The sequence below is a fragment of the Bacteroides sp. CAG:189 genome (genome assembly GCF_000432295.1).
GTDB lineage: Bacteria > Bacteroidota > Bacteroidia > Bacteroidales > Bacteroidaceae > Bacteroides > Bacteroides salyersiae.
Genome location: NZ_HF991121.1, coordinates 211,691 through 230,433 on the forward strand (window position 1 = coordinate 211,691; position 18,743 = coordinate 230,433).

The 18,743-nt window shown below is 47.5% G+C and carries 6 protein-coding genes and 1 pseudogene; all 7 read left to right on the top strand.

Annotation, left to right across the window (positions count from 1 at the left end; translation table 11 throughout):
- Window positions 1–25 precede the first annotated feature (25 nt).
- A complete protein-coding gene (locus QVP90_RS18005; protein WP_224203838.1) occupies window positions 26–4,234 on the top strand; it encodes a beta-d-glucuronidase/beta-L-arabinofuranosidase in 4,209 nt (1,402 codons plus the stop codon).
- 36 nt (window positions 4,235–4,270) lie between these two features.
- Entirely contained in the window at window positions 4,271–7,603 is a 3,333-nt protein-coding gene (locus QVP90_RS18010) for a glycoside hydrolase family 2 TIM barrel-domain containing protein (protein WP_021937189.1), read from the top strand.
- A 179-nt stretch (window positions 7,604–7,782) separates the two neighbouring features.
- Entirely contained in the window at window positions 7,783–10,719 is a 2,937-nt protein-coding gene (locus QVP90_RS18015) for a glycoside hydrolase family 2 protein (RefSeq protein ID WP_021937190.1), read from the top strand.
- A 460-nt stretch (window positions 10,720–11,179) separates the two neighbouring features.
- The gene (locus tag QVP90_RS18020; RefSeq protein WP_021937191.1) at window positions 11,180–14,509 is read left to right on the top strand and encodes a glycosyl hydrolase; all 3,330 of its coding nucleotides are present in this window, start codon (window positions 11,180–11,182) and stop codon (window positions 14,507–14,509) included.
- A gap of 138 nt (window positions 14,510–14,647) precedes the next feature.
- Window positions 14,648–16,036, top strand: coding sequence for a sialate O-acetylesterase (locus QVP90_RS18025; protein WP_005925609.1), 1,389 nt, complete (start codon window positions 14,648–14,650; stop codon window positions 16,034–16,036).
- A gap of 3 nt (window positions 16,037–16,039) precedes the next feature.
- Window positions 16,040–18,292, top strand: a complete 2,253-nt coding sequence (locus QVP90_RS18030) for a DUF5703 domain-containing protein (protein WP_021937192.1) — start codon at window positions 16,040–16,042, stop codon at window positions 18,290–18,292.
- Window positions 18,293–18,428: 136 nt separating this feature from the next.
- Window positions 18,429–18,743: pseudogene (locus QVP90_RS18035) on the top strand (glycoside hydrolase family 2); the annotation flags it as partial.

The following is an 18,743-nucleotide window of genomic DNA, read 5'->3' on the forward strand; positions in this document are numbered from 1 at the left end:
TGATTCTTACTCAATGCAGTTGAATATGAGAAAAGCAGCGCTTATTGCCGGATTATCCCTTTTTGCCGGTTCGCTTTTTGCACAGTCACCATACGAGGTGTCGCAAGAGCGTATGGAGGAGATTTATGAGGAGGTGAAAACACCTTATAAATATGGGTTGGCTGTTGTTCCGCAAAATAATGATTATAAGATAGATTGCCCGACGGTATTTCGCAAGGGCAATAAATGGTATATGACCTATGTCGTGTACAACGGAAAGGGGGCGACGGACGGAAGAGGGTATGAAACCTGGATAGCGGAAAGTCCGAATCTGCTTGAGTGGCATACATTAGGGCGTATACTTTCTTTCCGTGAGAATACTTGGGATTGTAATCAGCGGGGAGGATTTCCGGCATTATCCGATATGGAATGGGGAGGAAGCTACACGCTGCAATCTTATAAAGGCAAGTATTGGATGACTTATATCGGTGGAGAAGGTATCGGGTATGAGGCTATTACCGCTCCTCTTCATATCGGTTTGGCATGGACGGATCAGGATATTGCTACTGCTCACGAATGGAAATCTGCCGATGAGCCGATTGTGAGCATACACGATAAAGACGCTCAATGGTGGGAGAAACTTACAGAGTACAAAAGTACGGTTTATTGGGATAAAGACCGGACGTTAGGGGCACCCTTTGTTATGTTTTACAATGCGGGAGGGCGACACCCCGATACAGGATTGAAAGGCGAACGTGTTGGAATTGCTTTGTCCAAAGACATGAAACGCTGGAAACGATACGGGGGCAATCCGGTCTTTGCACACGAGAGTGATGGTACAATTACGGGAGATGCCCATATTCAGAAAATGGGGGATGTATATGTGATGTTTTATTTTTCCGCCTTTCATCCGGAACGCAGGTATAAGGCGTTCAATACGTTTGCTGCGAGTTATGACTTGGTGCATTGGACAGATTGGAAAGGGGCGGATTTGGTGATTCCAAGCAAGGAGTATGACGAGATGTTTGCACATAAAAGCTATGTGATAAAACACAATGGGGTAGTTTATCATTTCTATTGTGCGGTTAATAATAGTGAGCAGCGGGGGATTGCCATTGCCACCAGTAAACCGATGGGGCGTTCGGCCGTACGTTTCCCGCAACCGGATACAAAGGGCAGGCGCCAGATAACCGAGTTGTCCGGTCATTGGAAAACTTGGTTGGACTCTTCCGGACCGGAGTCTTCCATTGCCGTATCCGTTCCTCATAATTGGGATGATTATTACGGTTACAGGCAACTGACACATGGTAATCTTCATGGTACGGCTATGTATCAGAATGAATTTGTATATCAAAAGCAGGATGGAAAGAGATATTTTCTGCGTTTGGAAGGCGTAGGGACGTATGCTACTATTGTTTTCAATAAGAAGGAGCTGGGACGATATCCGGTAGGTCGTACGACACTGACTCTGGATGTGACCGATGCCTTGATAGACGGAACCAATAAACTGGAGTTGAAAGTAGAGCATCCGGAGATGATTTCTGACATGCCTTGGGTATGTGGTGGATGTTCTTCGGAATGGGGGTTTAGTGAAGGTTCCCAGCCTTTCGGTATCTTCCGTCCGGTTATTTTGGAAGCTACAGATGAAATACGCATCGAACCTTTTGGCGTTCACATCTGGAATGACGATCAGGCGGCTACGGTTTACATAGATACCGAAGTGAAAAATTACGGGGAACGGACAGAGACTGTAGAACTTGTCAGTAAGTTGAGTAATGATGACGGACGACAGGTTTTCCGTTTGGTAGAAGAGGTTACTTTGGCTCCCGGAGAGACAAAAACGGTTCGTCAGTCTTCGTCCGTTGAGAATCCGGTTTTATGGAGTACGGAGAATCCGTATCTTTATAAGTTGACCAGTATGATAAAGCGTGATATGAAAACCGCCGATAAGATAAAAACGACCGATGAGGTGGTTACTCCTTTCGGAATTCGCACACTTAGCTGGCCGGTGAAACGTAAAGATGGAGACGGACGTTTCTTTCTGAACGGTACTCCGGTTTTTATCAATGGGGTATGCGAATATGAACATCAGTTCGGGCAAAGCCACGCATTCAGTCGTGAGCAGGTGGCTGCCCGCGCCAAACAGATACGGGCTGCCGGCTTTAATGCATTCAGAGATGCCCATCAACCCCATCATCTCGATTATCAGACGTATTGGGATAAGGAGGGGATCTTGTTCTGGACGCAATTCTCTGCACATGTCTGGTATGATACGCCTGAATTTCGGGATAATTTCAAGAAATTGCTCCGGCAGTGGGTGAAGGAACGGCGTAATTCTCCGTCGGTCGTCATGTGGGGATTGCAGAATGAGAGTACTTTGCCGCGTGAATTTGCGGAGGAATGTGCCGCTATTATTCGGGAAATGGACCCGACCGCACACCATATGCGGATCATTACGACCTGCAACGGAGGAGAAGGAACTGATTGGAATGTGGTGCAGAATTGGAGCGGAACTTATGGAGGAGATGTGGAGCGTTACGGTGAGGAGCTTTCCCGTCCCAATCAATTATTGAATGGTGAATATGGCGCCTGGAGAAGTATCGGGCTGCATACAGAGCCGGCAGCCTTTGATCCGAAAGGTGTTTGGAGCGAGAGCCGGATGTGCCGGTTGATGGAAATTAAGATTCGGGAGGCAGAACGTGTGCGGGACAGCGTATGCGGACAATTCCAGTGGATTTACAGTAGCCATGATAATCCAGGGCGGCGTCAGCCGGACGAGGGTTACCGGATCATCGACAAGGTGGGGCCATTCAATTACAAAGGACTGGTTACTCCTTGGGAAGAACCTTTGGATATTTATTATCTGTATAAAGCCAATTATGTACCGGCTGCTAAAGAGCCGATGGTATATCTCGTTTCGCATACATGGCCCGACCGTTTTATCAACGGGCGGCGGCGTGCCACCATCGAAGCATACAGTAATTGTGACAGTGTTTTACTTTACAATGATGCCGGTGATGCTGTCTTTCTCGGACGCAAAATAAATCATGGGAAGGGGACACATTTCATGTGGGAAAACCGGGATATCCGCTATAACGTTCTTCGTGCCGTGGGCTATTACAAAGGGAAACCGGTAACGGAAGATGTCCTTTTATTAAACGGATTGGAGCAAGCGCCATCGTTTGAGAATCTTTATCACGAGGTAACTCCTGTTATGCAAGACGTGCAAGGAGAAAAGGATTACACTTATATTTATCGTATTAATTGCGGAGGAGATGCTTATGTAGACAGTTACGGACAACGATGGGCACAGGATAACTCCACCTTTTCCCATTCATGGGCAGAAGCGTTCGATGGTTTGAATCCCTATCTTGCCAGCCAAAGGACGACATATGATCCGATACGTGGTACGCGGGATTGGCCTTTGTTCCAAAGTTTTCGTTTCGGACGGCACAAATTGAATTATGAGTTTCCGTTAGCAGATGGGGTTTACCGGGTAGAATTGTATTTCACCGAACCTTGGCACGGTACGGGAGGGAGTGCGGCGACCGATTGTGAAGGTCTCCGTATATTTGATGTGGCGATCAATGATTCGGTTGTTATGGATGATTTGGATATCTGGGCAGAGAGCGGACATGATACTGCACTGAAAAAGGTAGTGTATGTCCCAGTAAAAGGTGGGAAGATGATCATCTCTTTTCCCGAAGTAAAAGCCGGGCAGGCATTGATTTCGGCTATTGCCATTGCCCGTCAGGGAAAATTTGAAGTTCAGGAAATGCCGGAGGCCACTGCTTTCTCTTGGAAAGACTTTGACAGGGATGTTGTGGAAAAAACACCGGCGGAACTTTTGCCCGAAGACAAGAATGCACGTGTCGGGGTGATTTATGAAGCGGAAGCGGCCCTGTTGAAAGGAAAATATGTGAAGAAGCAACATCGGAACCAGACCGGTATCTTTTTTGGTAAAGGAGACCGGAATAGCATCGAGTGGAATATATCTACCGGTCTGGCACAGGTTTATGCCCTGCGTTTTAAATATATGAACAGCAGTAGTGTTCCCGTCAAAGTGAGGCTGCGCTTTATAGATTCAAAAGGGGTGGTATTGAAAGATGACATACTGACTTTTCCTGATACCCCTGAAAAGTGGCGTATGATGAGTACTACTACCGGAACTTATATCAACGCCGGACAGTATAGAGTGGTTCTAACTTCCGACGGGATGGAGGGATTGGCTTTTGATGCCTTAGAGGTACAGTAATTTGAAGATACGATCATATAGTAAGATAAAGAATCGATGAGAAGGATATTAATAGGTATATTCTGTTGTGTCGCTGCCGGCTTGTCGGCTCAAGTGGGAGTACCCGATTGGGAGAACCATCAAGTATTACACATCAACCGGGAACCGGCACGGGCAGCTTTCTTTCCTTATGGGGAACATGTCGGAGACCGTAGGCTTTGTCTGGACGGATCGTGGAAATTTCGCTGGACTCCTATGCCGGAGGAACGCATTCCTGACTTCTATCGGACAGATTATGACGACTCCCGTTGGGTGGAGTTTCCCGTACCTGCCAATTGGGAAGTTAATGGTTATGGCACTCCTATCTATGTTTCTGCCGGTTATCCGTTTAAAATCGACCCGCCTCGTGTGACGAGTGAACCGAAGGCGGAGTATACAACTTTTAAAGAGCGTAATCCGGTAGGTCAGTACAGACGTACCTTTACATTGCCTGCCGGTTGGGAGAAGACCGGACAAACTTTCTTGCGTTTTGAGGGGGTAATGAGTGCTTTTTATGTATGGATTAACGGGCAGTTGGCAGGGTATAGCCAGGGAAGCATGGAACCGAGTGAGTTCAATATCACTTCTTGTTTAAATGCCGGAACGAATCAGATAGCTGTGGAAGTTTATCGTTATAGTGACGGTTCCTATCTGGAAGATCAGGATTTCTGGCGCTTCGGAGGAATTCACCGGAGTATATATGTGATACATACTCCCGATATCCGCATTCGTGATTATGTGGTGCGCACGCTGCCCGATTCCGTTTACCGGGATTTTACGATACAGATTGATCCCCGGTTAAGTGTCTACCGGGCGGAGTCTGGAAAGGGATATACTCTGCAAGCTATTTTAACGGATACGGATGGCACTTCATTGGCGCAATTATCTTGCTCTGCCGAAGAAGTTCTGGACTTGGAACACAAAGCTTCCCGTATGAATGAATGGTTTCCCCAACGTGGACCTCGTAAAATGGGGAGAATGACGACGGTTATAAAGAATCCGAAACAATGGACTGCCGAGACTCCGTCTCTTTATTCTCTTCATCTCTCCTTGCAGGACAGCACCGGACGTATTGTAGAGCAAATATGCCAGCCCGTCGGCTTTCGCAGTGTCGAAGTACGGGATGGGCAGATGCTGGTAAATGGCCGGCCGATTCGTTTCCGTGGAGTCAACCGCCATGAGCATGATCCGCGTTTGGGTCGGGTGATGACGGAAGAACGCATGCTACAGGATATTTTGTTGATGAAGCAAGGAAATGTGAATGCGGTTCGTACCAGCCATTATCCGAATGTGAGTCGTTGGTATGAATTATGCGATAGTTTGGGACTTTATGTTATGGATGAGGCGAATATAGAGGAGCATGGTTTGCGTGGTACTCTGGCGAGCGCTTCCGATTGGCATGCTGCTTTTATGGATCGTGCCGTCCGGATGGCGGAACGGGATAAGAACCATCCTTGCATAGTGGTTTGGAGTATGGGTAATGAAAGTGGATATGGACCTAATTTCGCTGCAATTTCTGCTTGGCTTCATGATTTCGATCCTACTCGTCCTGTTCATTATGAAGGGGCACAAGGGGTGAACGGGCGCCCCGATCCGGAGACGGTCGATATGATCAGCCGTTTCTATACTCGTGTGAAACAGGAATACTTGAATCCCGGAATTCCGGAAGGGGCTGACGAGGAACGTGCTGAGAATGCCCGTTGGGAACGCTTGCTCGAGATAGCCGAACGGACGAATGATATACGTCCGGTACTGACCAGTGAATATGCTCATGCGATGGGTAATGCTTTGGGAAACTTTCAGGAGTATTGGGATGAGATATATAGTCATCCCCGTATGTTGGGGGGCTTTATTTGGGATTGGGTCGATCAAGGTTTGTATAAATCACTTCCCGGTGGTGGAGAGATGATTGCTTATGGAGGAGATTTTGGTGATCGGCCTAATTTGAAAGCGTTTTGCTTCAACGGTATCTTGCGTAGTGAACGGGAGACTACGCCCAAGTATTGGGAAATGAAAAAAGTATATGCTCCCATACAGATGCAACTTCAGGAAGACACGTTAAGATTGACTAACCGCAACCATCATATCGGTCTGGAAGGCTATCGTTGCCTGTGGACACTTACTGTGGACGGCCGGCCGGAGAAGACGGGAGAATTGGAAATGCCGCAAGTGCTTCCCGGAATGACCGGAGTGATAAACTTGTCGGAAGTGATTGGGAAAAGAAGAAAGAATCGTGCGGATATCCGTCTTTGGATAAGGATTATTCTGAAAGAAGACCTGCCTTGGGCCAAGGCAGGACATGAAGTTGCCGCCGAACAATTCTGCCTTCAAGAAGGGGAAGAAAAGGGAGAAGGAGAAGAGATGGGAGATGGGAGATGCAGTGTGACGGCGCAGCAACTTTCAACTTTCAACTCTCAACTTTCAACTGAAGGGGGCTTGTTGACGGTTAAAAGCGGGGGTTGCATGGTACAGTGGCGTTTGCGGGATGGATGTATGATGCAGTTGCAGTTCGATTCATTTCCGGTATTGGGAGATTCGTGTCTGTTTCCATCTGTTCCTGCTGTTCAGATATTTCGTGCACCGACCGATAATGATAAAAGTTTCGGTAATTGGCTGGCTAAAGATTGGCAGAATAATCGACTCGATGCTCCCGATTACGATACGAGACCTCTGAAGTGGCGGCAATTGTCTGACGGAACGATACAGGTCACTTCTGGTTGTACCGTTCGGTGTCTTTCCGGAAGCATTGTCACGGAGCTGCTGTATACGATTACCGGTGACGGCCAGCTTGAGATAGAAGCAGTTTTCCGTCCCGAGGGAGTATTGCCTGAACTTCCCCGTTTGGGTATTGTCTTGCCAATCCGTTCCGGTCTGGATCACTTCACTTGGTATGGCCGTGGCCCTTGGGAGAATTATCCCGATCGCAAGACTTCTTGTTTCGTGGGTTTATGGAGTGGTAAAGTGAGTGAGCAATATACGCATTATCCGCGACCGCAGGATAGCGGAAATAAAGAAGACGTACGTTTTCTGGAACTGACGGACGATTATGGAAAAGGAATCCGGGTAGAGGCGGTAGGGAAGACTTTTTCCGCATCTGCCTTACACTATACGGTAAATGATATCTATCGGGCTACACATGATTATCAGTTACAGGAACGTCCGGATGTTATTCTCAGTCTGGATGCTGCTGTGTTGGGTTTAGGGAATAGCAGTTGCGGGCCGGGAGTACTTAAGCGATATGCTATCGAGAAAAAAGAACATCGGTTGAAGGTGATTCTTAAAAAGACTCAACAGGCCTCTCCACAACAGGCCTCTCCCCAACCCTCTCCGTGGGAGAGGGGGCAAAGTTAGTTTTGCAACTGATTGATAAAACATAGTATCTTTCTTCTCCTTCTCCTACGGAGGGGACCGGAGAAAGGCTTTTAAATTGATAAGACATGAATAAATTATTATTTTTCAGACAAAAGGGCAGAAGAACAGAAGAACAAAAGGACAAAAGAGCCAATAAGCTGCCCATGCCAATAAAGGTTATGCAAGAAATATGCTCTTTTGTTCTTCTGTCTAAAACAGATTCAAAACTAACTTTGCCCCCTCTCCCACGGAGAGGGTTGGGGAGAGGCCGTCTGGGGAGAGGCCTGTCAACATTCATTTGTGCATTTACACTGATCTCGATAGGCGCACATGCCCAGTCCTCAGTGAATACGGAACGCCGGTATTTGTCGGGAAAAGGGTGTGATGATATGGTAGAATGGGATTTCTATTGTACCGGAGGTAATAATTCCGGTCGATGGACGAAGATAGGTGTGCCTTCTTGCTGGGAGTTGCAGGGTTTCGGTACTTACCAATATGGGATGCGCTTTTATGGCAAGGCATTTCCGGAAGGGATTGCCGATGAAAAAGGGATGTATAAGTACGAGTTTTATCTGCCTGCTGCTTGGAATGGGAAACAAATCGAACTGGTGTTTGAGGCTTCTATGACGGATACGGAAGTCAAAATTAACGGTCGCAAAGCAGGCGAGATACATCAGGGAGGTTTCTATCGTTTTACTTATGATGTGAGCGACCGGATTTTCTTCGGTGATACGAAAAATCTTCTGGAGGTGACAGTAAGTAAAGAGAGTAGTAACGCCGGAGTGAATTTAGCGGAACGTCGTGCCGACTACTGGAATTTCGGTGGTCTGTACCGTCCGGTTTTCATCGTGGCCAAGCCCGCACAGAATATCAGTAGGGTAGCCATTGATGCACAGGCTGACGGCAGTTTTACAGCCGGATGTTATCTGAACAAGACATTGGAAGGTGCCCGGATAAAGACGGTGATCACCGATCGCCATGGGAAGAAAATAGCAGAAGCCACTTCTTCCGTACGTACAGGAAGCGATTATGCAATTGTCCGCCTGCATGCCGACTCTCCCGATCTCTGGACTGCCGAGACCCCTAATCTGTATACTGCCCGTTTCATCTTGTCGGGCAGGGGGGGTGAAGTGCTTCATGAAGAGGTGCAAAAGTTTGGTTTCCGCACTATCGAAACCCGTGAAAGTGACGGGTTGTATATTAATGGAGTGCGGGTAAATATCCGTGGTGTCAACCGCCATAGTTTTCGTCCCGAAAGCGGACGTACCTTGAGCAAGGTAAAAAACATAGAAGATGTACTGTTAATAAAAAGCATGAATATGAATGCCGTGCGGTTGAGTCATTATCCGGCCGATCCGGAATTCTTGGAGGCGTGTGACAGTTTGGGGCTGTATGTGATGAATGAGTTATCCGGTTGGCACGGCAAGCACGAAACGGTAGTAGGGCAGAAGTTGGTGCGTGAAATGGTGATTCGCGATGTGAATCATCCTTCTGTTATCTGGTGGAGCAACGGCAATGAAAGAGGATGGAATACGGAGTTGGACGGAGAGTTTCATAAATATGACCCGCAACGGCGGCCGGTATTGCATCCGCAAGGTAATTTCGGAGGATACGAAACGATGCATTACCGTTCTTACGGTGAGAGCCAGAATTATATGCGCCTGCCCGAACTTTTTATGCCTACCGAGTTCCTTCACGGCTTGTATGACGGTGGTGCAGGCGCCGGATTGTATGATTATTGGGAGATGATGCGGAAACATCCGCGTTGTGTAGGTGGTTTTATCTGGGTTTTAGCCGATGAAGGAGTGAAACGGACGGATAAGAACGGTTTTATCGACAACGTGGGAAACTTTGGTGCTGATGGCATCGTAGGCCCGCATCACGAGAAGGAGGGGAGTTATTACACCGTCCGGCAAGTGTGGTGTCCTGTACAGGTGATGAATCGACACATCGATGCTACTTTTGATGGCAAGCTGCAAGTAGAAAACCGCTATGATTTTCTGAATCTGAACAGTTGCCGGTTTGCTTACCGTTACGTCCAGTTGCCCACTGCCGAAGATACAGGAATGGAGATGAAGGTTCTTGAACAAGGAGAAGTCCGTGGTGGTGATATTCCTGCTCATGAAACGGGTGAGGTCCGTATTCCTGCTACCGTACGTGGAGCAAATGCATTGATGCTTACGATTACGGATACTTTTGGGCGTGAACTGTTTACTTATAGTTATCGATTGGAAGAGGTTCCTTGCCCGGTGCCGGCAATGGGGGCAGTTCCATCAAGAGAAGAAACGGTGGACGATTTGATGATCCATGCAGGCGGCAAGGTATTTGTTTTCAGTAAGCGTGACGGACGGTTGAAGTATGTCCGGATAGGTGAACGTACGATTCATTTGGGGAATGGGCCGCGTTTCATAGCTGCCCGGCGTGCCGACCGTTCATTGGATCAGTTCTATAACCATGACGATCCGGATGCAGAAAAGAAAAAGACAACTTATTCCACTTTCGAGGATACCGGCCGGTTCTGCGGATTTGATGTCGAGGAAGCGGACGGAAAGATTACGGTAACTGCCGGCTATCGGTTGGGAAATTTCGATAAAGCAGTCTGGGTAATAACACCGGACGGCAGGGTTTCTCTTGATTTCCATTACAATTTCAGTGGTGTGGTCGATTTGATGGGAGTCATGTTCGATTATCCCGAAGAGCTGGTTTTAAGTAAACGTTGGGTGGGCGACGGCCCGTATCGTGTGTGGCAGAACCGCTTGCATGGCCCGCAATTGGGTGTTTGGGAGAATGAGTACAACGATCCTGTCCCCGGAGAGAGTTTTGTTTATCCGGAATTCAAGGGGTATTTCGCTCATGTGCAATGGATGAGTTTGCATACGCAGGAAGGGGTAATACGTATCTGGAATCGTACGCCTGATAGTTATATCGGGGTTTATCAACCTCGTGACGGACGCGATGCCTTACTCTATACGTTGCCGGGCACCGGTATCAGTGTGATGAAAGTGATTCCTCCCGTACGCAATAAGGTGAATACGACTGATCTTGTCGGTCCGTCATCACAACCGAAATGGGTGGATGGGGAGCAGAAAGGAAGTATCATTCTCTGCTTTGAATAATCTTATTGGAGTTTTACAAGTTTGCTATGCTAATTTCAAAGGGGATGTCAAAACTCCCCTTTTATCGAAATCACCCTCGTTACAACTGCCTGTAGCGAGAGTGATTTTTAGTTTATGAGAGTTTTGATACATTTACCCTCTTTGCGAAAAGGTACTTTCCTGTTCTTTATGCACCGTACATACGGTTTCCGGGTACCGTGCATACCACTTGTCAGCACCGTGCTCACGGTGGATGAGCACCCTGCTTACGGATGATAAGCACCGTGCTTAAGGAACCGGTAAGGCCCTTCTCCTCGTATCGCTGATGAACAGGGCATTTGAGCAAAAAGGTGAAGATAGTGGAAGGGGATAAATTTGATGGGAATAAGGGATCATATGTGGGAAAGATGAGTATTTTGGAAGACTGAGTACAAAAAGCAGATCCGTGCGTCTTTCTTTCAAAGAACAGACTCATTACCCTATGAAATATTATAGTAAAAGCTTTTTATTACTGCTTTTCTTGTTTTTGCAGTTTCCTCAATGGACGGTAGCACAGTCGGATGCTACCTTACGTAACCGCTTTCTCTCTCCGCCGGAAGATGCTGATTCCTGGTGTTTCTGGTACTGGATGTATGGTGCCGTGTCTCGAGAAGGCATCACGGCCGATCTGGAAGCAATGAAGCAGGTCGGATTGGGAGGCGCCTATCTCATGCCGATCAAGGATACGGAACAGGGAAAAGAATTTAATGGGACTGTACGGCAACTCTCCCCACAGTGGTGGGAAATGCTGCGTTTCAGTATGCAGGAAGCCGATCGGTTAGGATTAAAACTCGGTATGCATATTTGCGATGGTTTTGCACTTGCCGGAGGCCCTTGGATCACTCCGCAAGAGTCGATGCAGAAGGTGGTATGGAGCGACACCATTGTTTCCGGAGGGCAGATTAGGAGTTTACAATTACCTCGTCCTGAGGCTTACCAGGATTATTATCAGGACATTGCCTTACTGGCCTTACCGGTTGGAAAATCGGAACCTGATATTCCAAATATCACTACCAGCCCTCTGATAAACACGGCGGACGGTTTTTTCCGTGCCAATGCTTCGGACGTTGCCGCATGGATGCCGCTTCATCCCGATACGGCATGGATACAATATGAATATTCACGGCCGTTTACTTGTCGCAATATAGAAGTGGTGCTTACCGGCAATAATTATCAAGCCCATCGGTTAAAGCTGTTTGTCAGTGACAACGGGACTGATTTCCGGTTCGTAAAGCAACTCACGCCCGCCCGCCAGGGATGGCAGAACACTGATGAAAACTCGACTCATGCCCTTCCTCCTGTGACGGCACGATATTTCCGCTTTACTTGGAGTCCGGAGGGGACCGAACCGGGCAGCGAAGACATGGATGCCGCCAAATGGAAACCGAATCTCAAAATCAAAGAATTACGCCTGCACGACGGGCCGCGTCTTAACCAGTGGGAAGGAAAGGCGGGCTTGGTATGGCGGGTTGCATCCGCTACCACTGAAACCGAACTGCCCCAAAAGGATTGTCTGCACCGGCAGGATATCATCGACTTGACTGGATACATGAACTCTGGAGTCCTCACCGCCGCTACTTTGCCTGCCGGACGGTGGAAGCTGCTTCGGATGGGACACACTTCCACCGGGCATACCAATGCTACCGGTGGAGCCGCCCGTGGGTTGGAATGCGATAAATTCAATCCGCAGGCAGTGAAGAAGCAATTCGACCATTGGTTTGGGCGTACTTTCACCGAAGTTGGAGATGAATTGGCCCGTAAGGTATTAAAATACATGCATGTCGATAGTTGGGAATGCGGAAGCCAGAACTGGAGCGTCTCCTTTCCCGATGAATTTCAGAAGCGTCGCGGATATCGCCTGTCTGATTGGCTTCCTCTGTTTGCCGGTATACCGTTGGAAAGTGCGGAAGAGAGTGAACGCGTTCTGCGTGACGTACGTATAACCATAGCCGAACTGGTAAAAGATGTTTTCTATGAAACATTGGCTACTTGTGCCCGGGAATATGATTGTCGCTTTTCTGCCGAGTGTGTGGCTCCCACAATGGTTAGTGACGGGATGCTACACTATCAGAAAGTCGATTACCCGATGGGGGAGTTTTGGTTCAATAGCCCTACCCACGACAAACCGAATGACATGCTCGATGCCATCAGTGGAGCGCATGTCTATGGCAAGAACATTATCCAGGCTGAAGGATTTACACAAGTGAGGGGCACATGGAACGAGCATCCGGCCCTTCTGAAACCCTTGCTCGACCGTAATTATGCATTAGGTATCAACCGCCTGTTTTTTCACGTATATGTGCACAATCCGTGGCTCGATCGTCGTCCCGGAATGACTTTGGATGGTATCGGATTTTTCTTCCAGCGCGATCAGACTTGGTGGGAAAAGGGGGCGAAAGCCTTTGTCGATTATACCCGGCGTTGCCAGGCCCTGTTGCAATATGGGCATCCGGTGGTAGACATCGCTGTGTTTACGGGTGAAGAGATACCGCGTCGTGCCGTTCTACCCGAACGTCTGGTACCTTCTCTGCCGGGGCTTTTCGGAAGTCGGCGGGTAGAGAGCGAAAAAAACAGGCTCGCTAATATCGGTCAACCGCTTCGTACTATCGTCGGTGTTACCCATTCCGCCAATATGGCCGATCCCGAAAATTGGGTCAATCCATTGCGTGGCTATGCCTATGATTCTTTCAATAAAGATGCTCTGCTGTGTTTGGCTTCGGTTGATAAGGGTCGGATTTGCCTGCCCGGTGGCGCTTCTTATAAAGTATTAGTCCTGCCGTTGCCGCGTCCGATGGATCCGGACGGGTTGCCTTTATCTACAGAGGTTCAGGCCAAAGTCGACGAGTGGCGGAAGGCCGGTATAATAATTCCCGAATTGCCTTACCGCTTCGAGGATTTTGCCGCTTATGGGCTGGAACGCGATGTCATCGTACCCGAAGATATAGCTTGGACGCATCGCAAAGGCCCCGAAGCCGAGATTTATTTCCTGTCTAACCAACGGGGGGAAGAACGTCATTTTACAGCATCTTTGAGAGGAATAAAAAAAGTGCAACCTGAATGTTGGAATCCGGTGTCGGGTGAGATGTATAAAGCACGCTCCTGGAAATGTAAGGACGGGCGTACGTCCGTTGAACTTACTTTGGCAGCCGGTGAGTCTGTATTTATAGTCTGTTATTTCAAGGCGGATCAGAAGAACGAAACTATTGTACCGGAATTGCCAACAGACTTATCGAAAGAGGCATCAACCGAACTGTCATCGGAGTTATCATCTGAGTTATCGGAAGAGACAGATATCCTGCCGCTTCGCTTTAAAAAGCCTTGGTCTGTCTATTTTGCCGGTTTGAATAAAACGATCCGTCGGGATACGCTTTTTGATTGGACCGATGAGCAGGATCACTCCATCCGTTATTATTCGGGTAGGGCTGTTTATACGAATACCTTCAATTGGACAGATGACAGAAAGATGCCGGTGGCGTATCTTCGTTTAGGACGGGTTGAGAACATAGCTGTAATAAAAGTCAATGGAGTGGAATGTGGTACTGCATGGACTGCTCCTTATCAGGTAGAGGTGACTGCCGCTTTGCGGAAAGGCAAAAATACGCTGGAGATAGAAATCATCAACACTTGGGCCAATGCCATTAGAGGTATGGATCGTGGAGAACCCCCTTTTAACGGTATATGGACCAATGCACGGTATCGTCTGGACGGAACAGAACTTGTACCGGCCGGCTTATTCGGACCTTTGGAAATGAGGCTTTCAGTCTCTCCCTAACCGGCCTCTCCCCAGCCCAAAGTTTATTTTGTAATTGATTAATAAACATAGTATCTCTCTTCTCCCTCTCCTCCGGAGAGGGTCGGGGAGAGGCTTTTAGACATGAAAAGAAGAATAACAACAATTAGTCTTGCCCTTATGGGCCTTTGCGGAGCCTTTACACAAGCAAAAGTGCAATTACCGGCTTTTTTCTCCGATGGTATGGTCATGCAACAACAAGCCACCGCCAATCTCTGGGGAACAGCTACCCCAAGAAAAACTGTTACATTGACTACCGGTTGGGACGGAAAGACATACCGTGCCACTGCTGATACTCAGGGAAAGTGGAATATGTCAGTGACTACCCCGCCGGCAGGTGGACCTTATTCTTTGACATTCTCTGATGGAGAATTAACCGTGCTGAATAATATTTTGATAGGAGAACTATGGATATGTAGCGGACAGAGCAATATGGAAATGCCGATGAAGGGATATAAAAATCAACCTATCGAAGGGGCTGATATGGATATTTTGCGTAGTACCAACCCTTCTTTGAGATTATTTACAGTGAAACGGCACTCTACCCTGCTTCCGCAGTATGATGTTACCGGTACGTGGAACGAAGCTATGCCTACTACTGTGCGTGAATTTAGCGCGACTGCCTATTATTTCGGGCGGCTGTTGAATGAACTTTTGGATGTCCCTGTGGGGCTTATCGTTACTGCGTGGGGAGGATCGGCTGCCGAAGCATGGATGACGGAGGAGATGTTGCGTGCCTTCCCCGAAGTTAGGATTCCCCGTACTGATGCCGATATTACCTCTCCAAACCGTACACCTACCACCCTTTACAATGGTATGTTGCATCCGCTCATCGGTATCACTATGCGTGGTGTCATTTGGTATCAGGGAGAAGACAATACGAATCGTCCCCATTCCTATGCCGATATGTTTACCACTCTGATCAATGGCTGGCGTGCTGCGTGGCAACAGGGAGATTTTCCTTTTTATTATTGCCAGATTGCTCCTTACGATTATGCCTTGATCACCGCACCCGGACAGGAACCGGTACAGTCGGCACTCATTCGCGAAGCGCAGTCGCAGGTAGAGCATCGCGTTCCTCACACCGGTATGGCCGTTTTGCTTGATGCTGGCATGGAGAAAGGTATTCATCCTGCCAAAAAAAGGCTGGCCGGCGAACGTTTGGGCTTATTAGCATTAACTAAGACCTACGGCATCGAAGGTGTCAATGGCGAAAGCCCTTATTATAAATCAATGGAGATACAGGGAGATACGGTGATTGTTAGTTTTGAACGGGCGGATATGTGGATATCCGGAAAGGAGTGCTTCGAATCGAAACTGTTTTCCGTAGCCGGTGAAGACCGGATTTTCCATCCGGCAAAAGCATGGATCGTCCGCAGTAAAATGTATGTGAGAAGTGAGAAGGTTCCTCATCCTGTGGCTGTACGTTATGCCTTTGATAATTATGTAGAAGGAGATCTGTTTTGCGGAGGATTACCTTTATCTTCTTTTCGGTCGGATAACTGGTAACCTATGAAGAGATTTTTTTTGATTGTGTTTGGTTGGATGATTGGCATGTCCGTTCAGGTGAGTGGGCATGCCGGTCTCATTTGGAGAACACCCAGTACCGACTCATCTGCTTCCATGCCTTGTGGAGGTGGGGACATTGGTATGAATGTGTGGGTAGAGGATGGAGATGTCTTGTTTTATATCAGTCGGAGTGGTACTTTCGACGAGCATAATTGCTTGTTGAAACAAGGGCGTATCCGCCTGCGCTTATCACCCAATCCTTTCTTAAACGTAGAAAATTTCCGGCAAGAGCTCAAACTGGAAGACGGTTATGTAGAGATCGCCGCCGGCAAGACTGTGATACAACTCTGGGCAGATGTATATCATCCGGTAATTCATCTGGAAATAAATAGTAGCATAGCCTGCCAAGCTGAACTGTATTATGAGAATTGGCGTCATCGGGACCGGGTGATCCGTAAAGGAGAAGGGCAACAGAACTCCTATAAATGGACCACTCCGAAAGGTCAGGTAACGACAGCCGATTCCATCTCTGTAACCAGTAATCACCTTGTCTTTTTTCATCAGAATCCATCGAAGACCGTCTTTGACTATGCCGTTTCGCAGCAAGGTTTGGATGGCGTGAAGACTTTGCTGATGAACCCTTTGAGTAATCTTGTTTCCGGTGGTGTCCTCCGAGCCGAAGGCTATACTTATGCCGGAACTATCGATGGGGTGTATGCCGGGACGGATTATCGTGCCTGGCTTTTTCGGACAATAAAGCCGATGAAACATCAAAAGGTACACATTGCTTTGCATACGGAGCAAACTACTGATTTGGAAAAATGGTTGCAAAATGCAAAGCGGACGCTTGCTGCCGTAGACATTACGAAGGATAAGAAGCGGACACGTCTTTGGTGGCAGGAGTTCTGGCAGCGTAGCTTTATCCGTTCAGATGAAGTACAGGCAAGCGTATGGGCGCGTAACTATACCCTTTTCCGTTACATGTTAGGATGCAATGCCTATGGTGATTATCCTACCAAATTCAATGGCGGGTTATTTACATTCGACCCTTGTCTGGTAGATTCCACTCTGGCTTTTACTCCCGATTTCCGTAAATGGGGAGGCGGAACGATGACAGCACAGAACCAGCGTCTGGTTTATTGGCCGATGTTAAAGAGCGGAGATCTGGATATGATGACCTCTCAATTTGACTTTTATAACCGGATGCTCCGTAATGCAGAACTTCGGAGTTTGATCTATTGGCAACATGCAGGTGCCTGTTTTGCCGAACAGATCGAGAACTACGGTTTGCCTAATCCGGCGGAGTATGGAACAAAACGTCCTGATTATTTTGATAAGGGGGTAGAGTATAATGCTTGGCTGGAATACGAATGGGATACAGTACTCGAATTCTGTCAAATGATTCTGGAAACAAGGAATTACCGGAAAGTTGATATAACAGCTTATCTGCCATTGATAGAGAGTACTCTTACTTTCTTCGAAGAACATTATCGTTATCTGGCCACTCGTAGAGGGGCCAAAGCATTGGATGGAGAGGGACATTTGATTCTTTTTCCCGGTTCGGCCTGTGAGACTTATAAAATGACAAACAACGCCTCAAGCACGATTGCCGCTCTTCGTACCGTACTTGAGGCGTATGGTAAGAAGCCTGAAATGCTCTCCATCATTCCTCCATTGCCTTTTCGTACCTTGGAGGGAAAGCAGATGATTTCGCCCGCCAAAACTTGGGAACGTATCAATAATGTGGAAACTCCCCAACTCTATCCGGTATTTCCTTGGCGTATTTACGGAGTGGCACGGAAGGATTTGGAGATTGCCCGTAATACATATCTCTATGATCCGGATGCACTTCGTTTCCGTTCTCATGTAGGGTGGAAGCAAGACAATATTTGGGCAGCTTGTTTAGGTTTAACCGATGAGGCCGTCCGTTTATCCGCTCTTAAACTGGCCGATGGTCCTTTTCGCTTTCCCGCTTTCTGGGGCCCCGGATACGACTGGGCTCCCGATCATAACTGGGGAGGAAGTGGAATGATCGGCTTACAGGAAATGCTGTTGCAGGTGGTTGGAGAGAAAATACATCTTTTTCCTGCTTGGCCTATAGAATGGAATGTACATTTCAAACTGCATGCTCCCGGAAATACAACCGTGGAGGCCGAACTGAAAGATGGGGAATTAGTGGGTTTGACAGTAATTCCCGAAGAACGGCGGAAAGATATTGAATTACCGGAATTTACATCCCATAAGGTCGATAATTAGACGATTTATAAGTTTAACAGTCAGGGTTAGGTTAGATGATCTATATAAGATTAACAATTAAATAGTTCCTAAGATTAACAATTGGATGATCCATAAGTTTAACGATTATTAGATGACCCATAAAATTTAAAACGCCATGATAAAGAATTTCTTACTATCTATTTTTTTATTACTTATTCCTTCTTGTTTCTGGGGGAATACTGTTTATCGTCCCCAAGTTTCCGTAGCTGGCTTTATCCCATTGTCCGGCAGCGGAAGAGATATTTATAATTTTAATCCCGGATGGCGTTATTATAAAGGAGATATGGAAAGAGCGGAAACGGTAGAATTGGATGATTCGGATTGGGAAGTGGTTGCTACTCCACACTCAGTAGAGCTAATGCCTGCCGAAGCCAGCGGTTGTCGCAATTATCAAGGTCCTGTTTGGTATCGGAAATGGTTTGTAATTCCT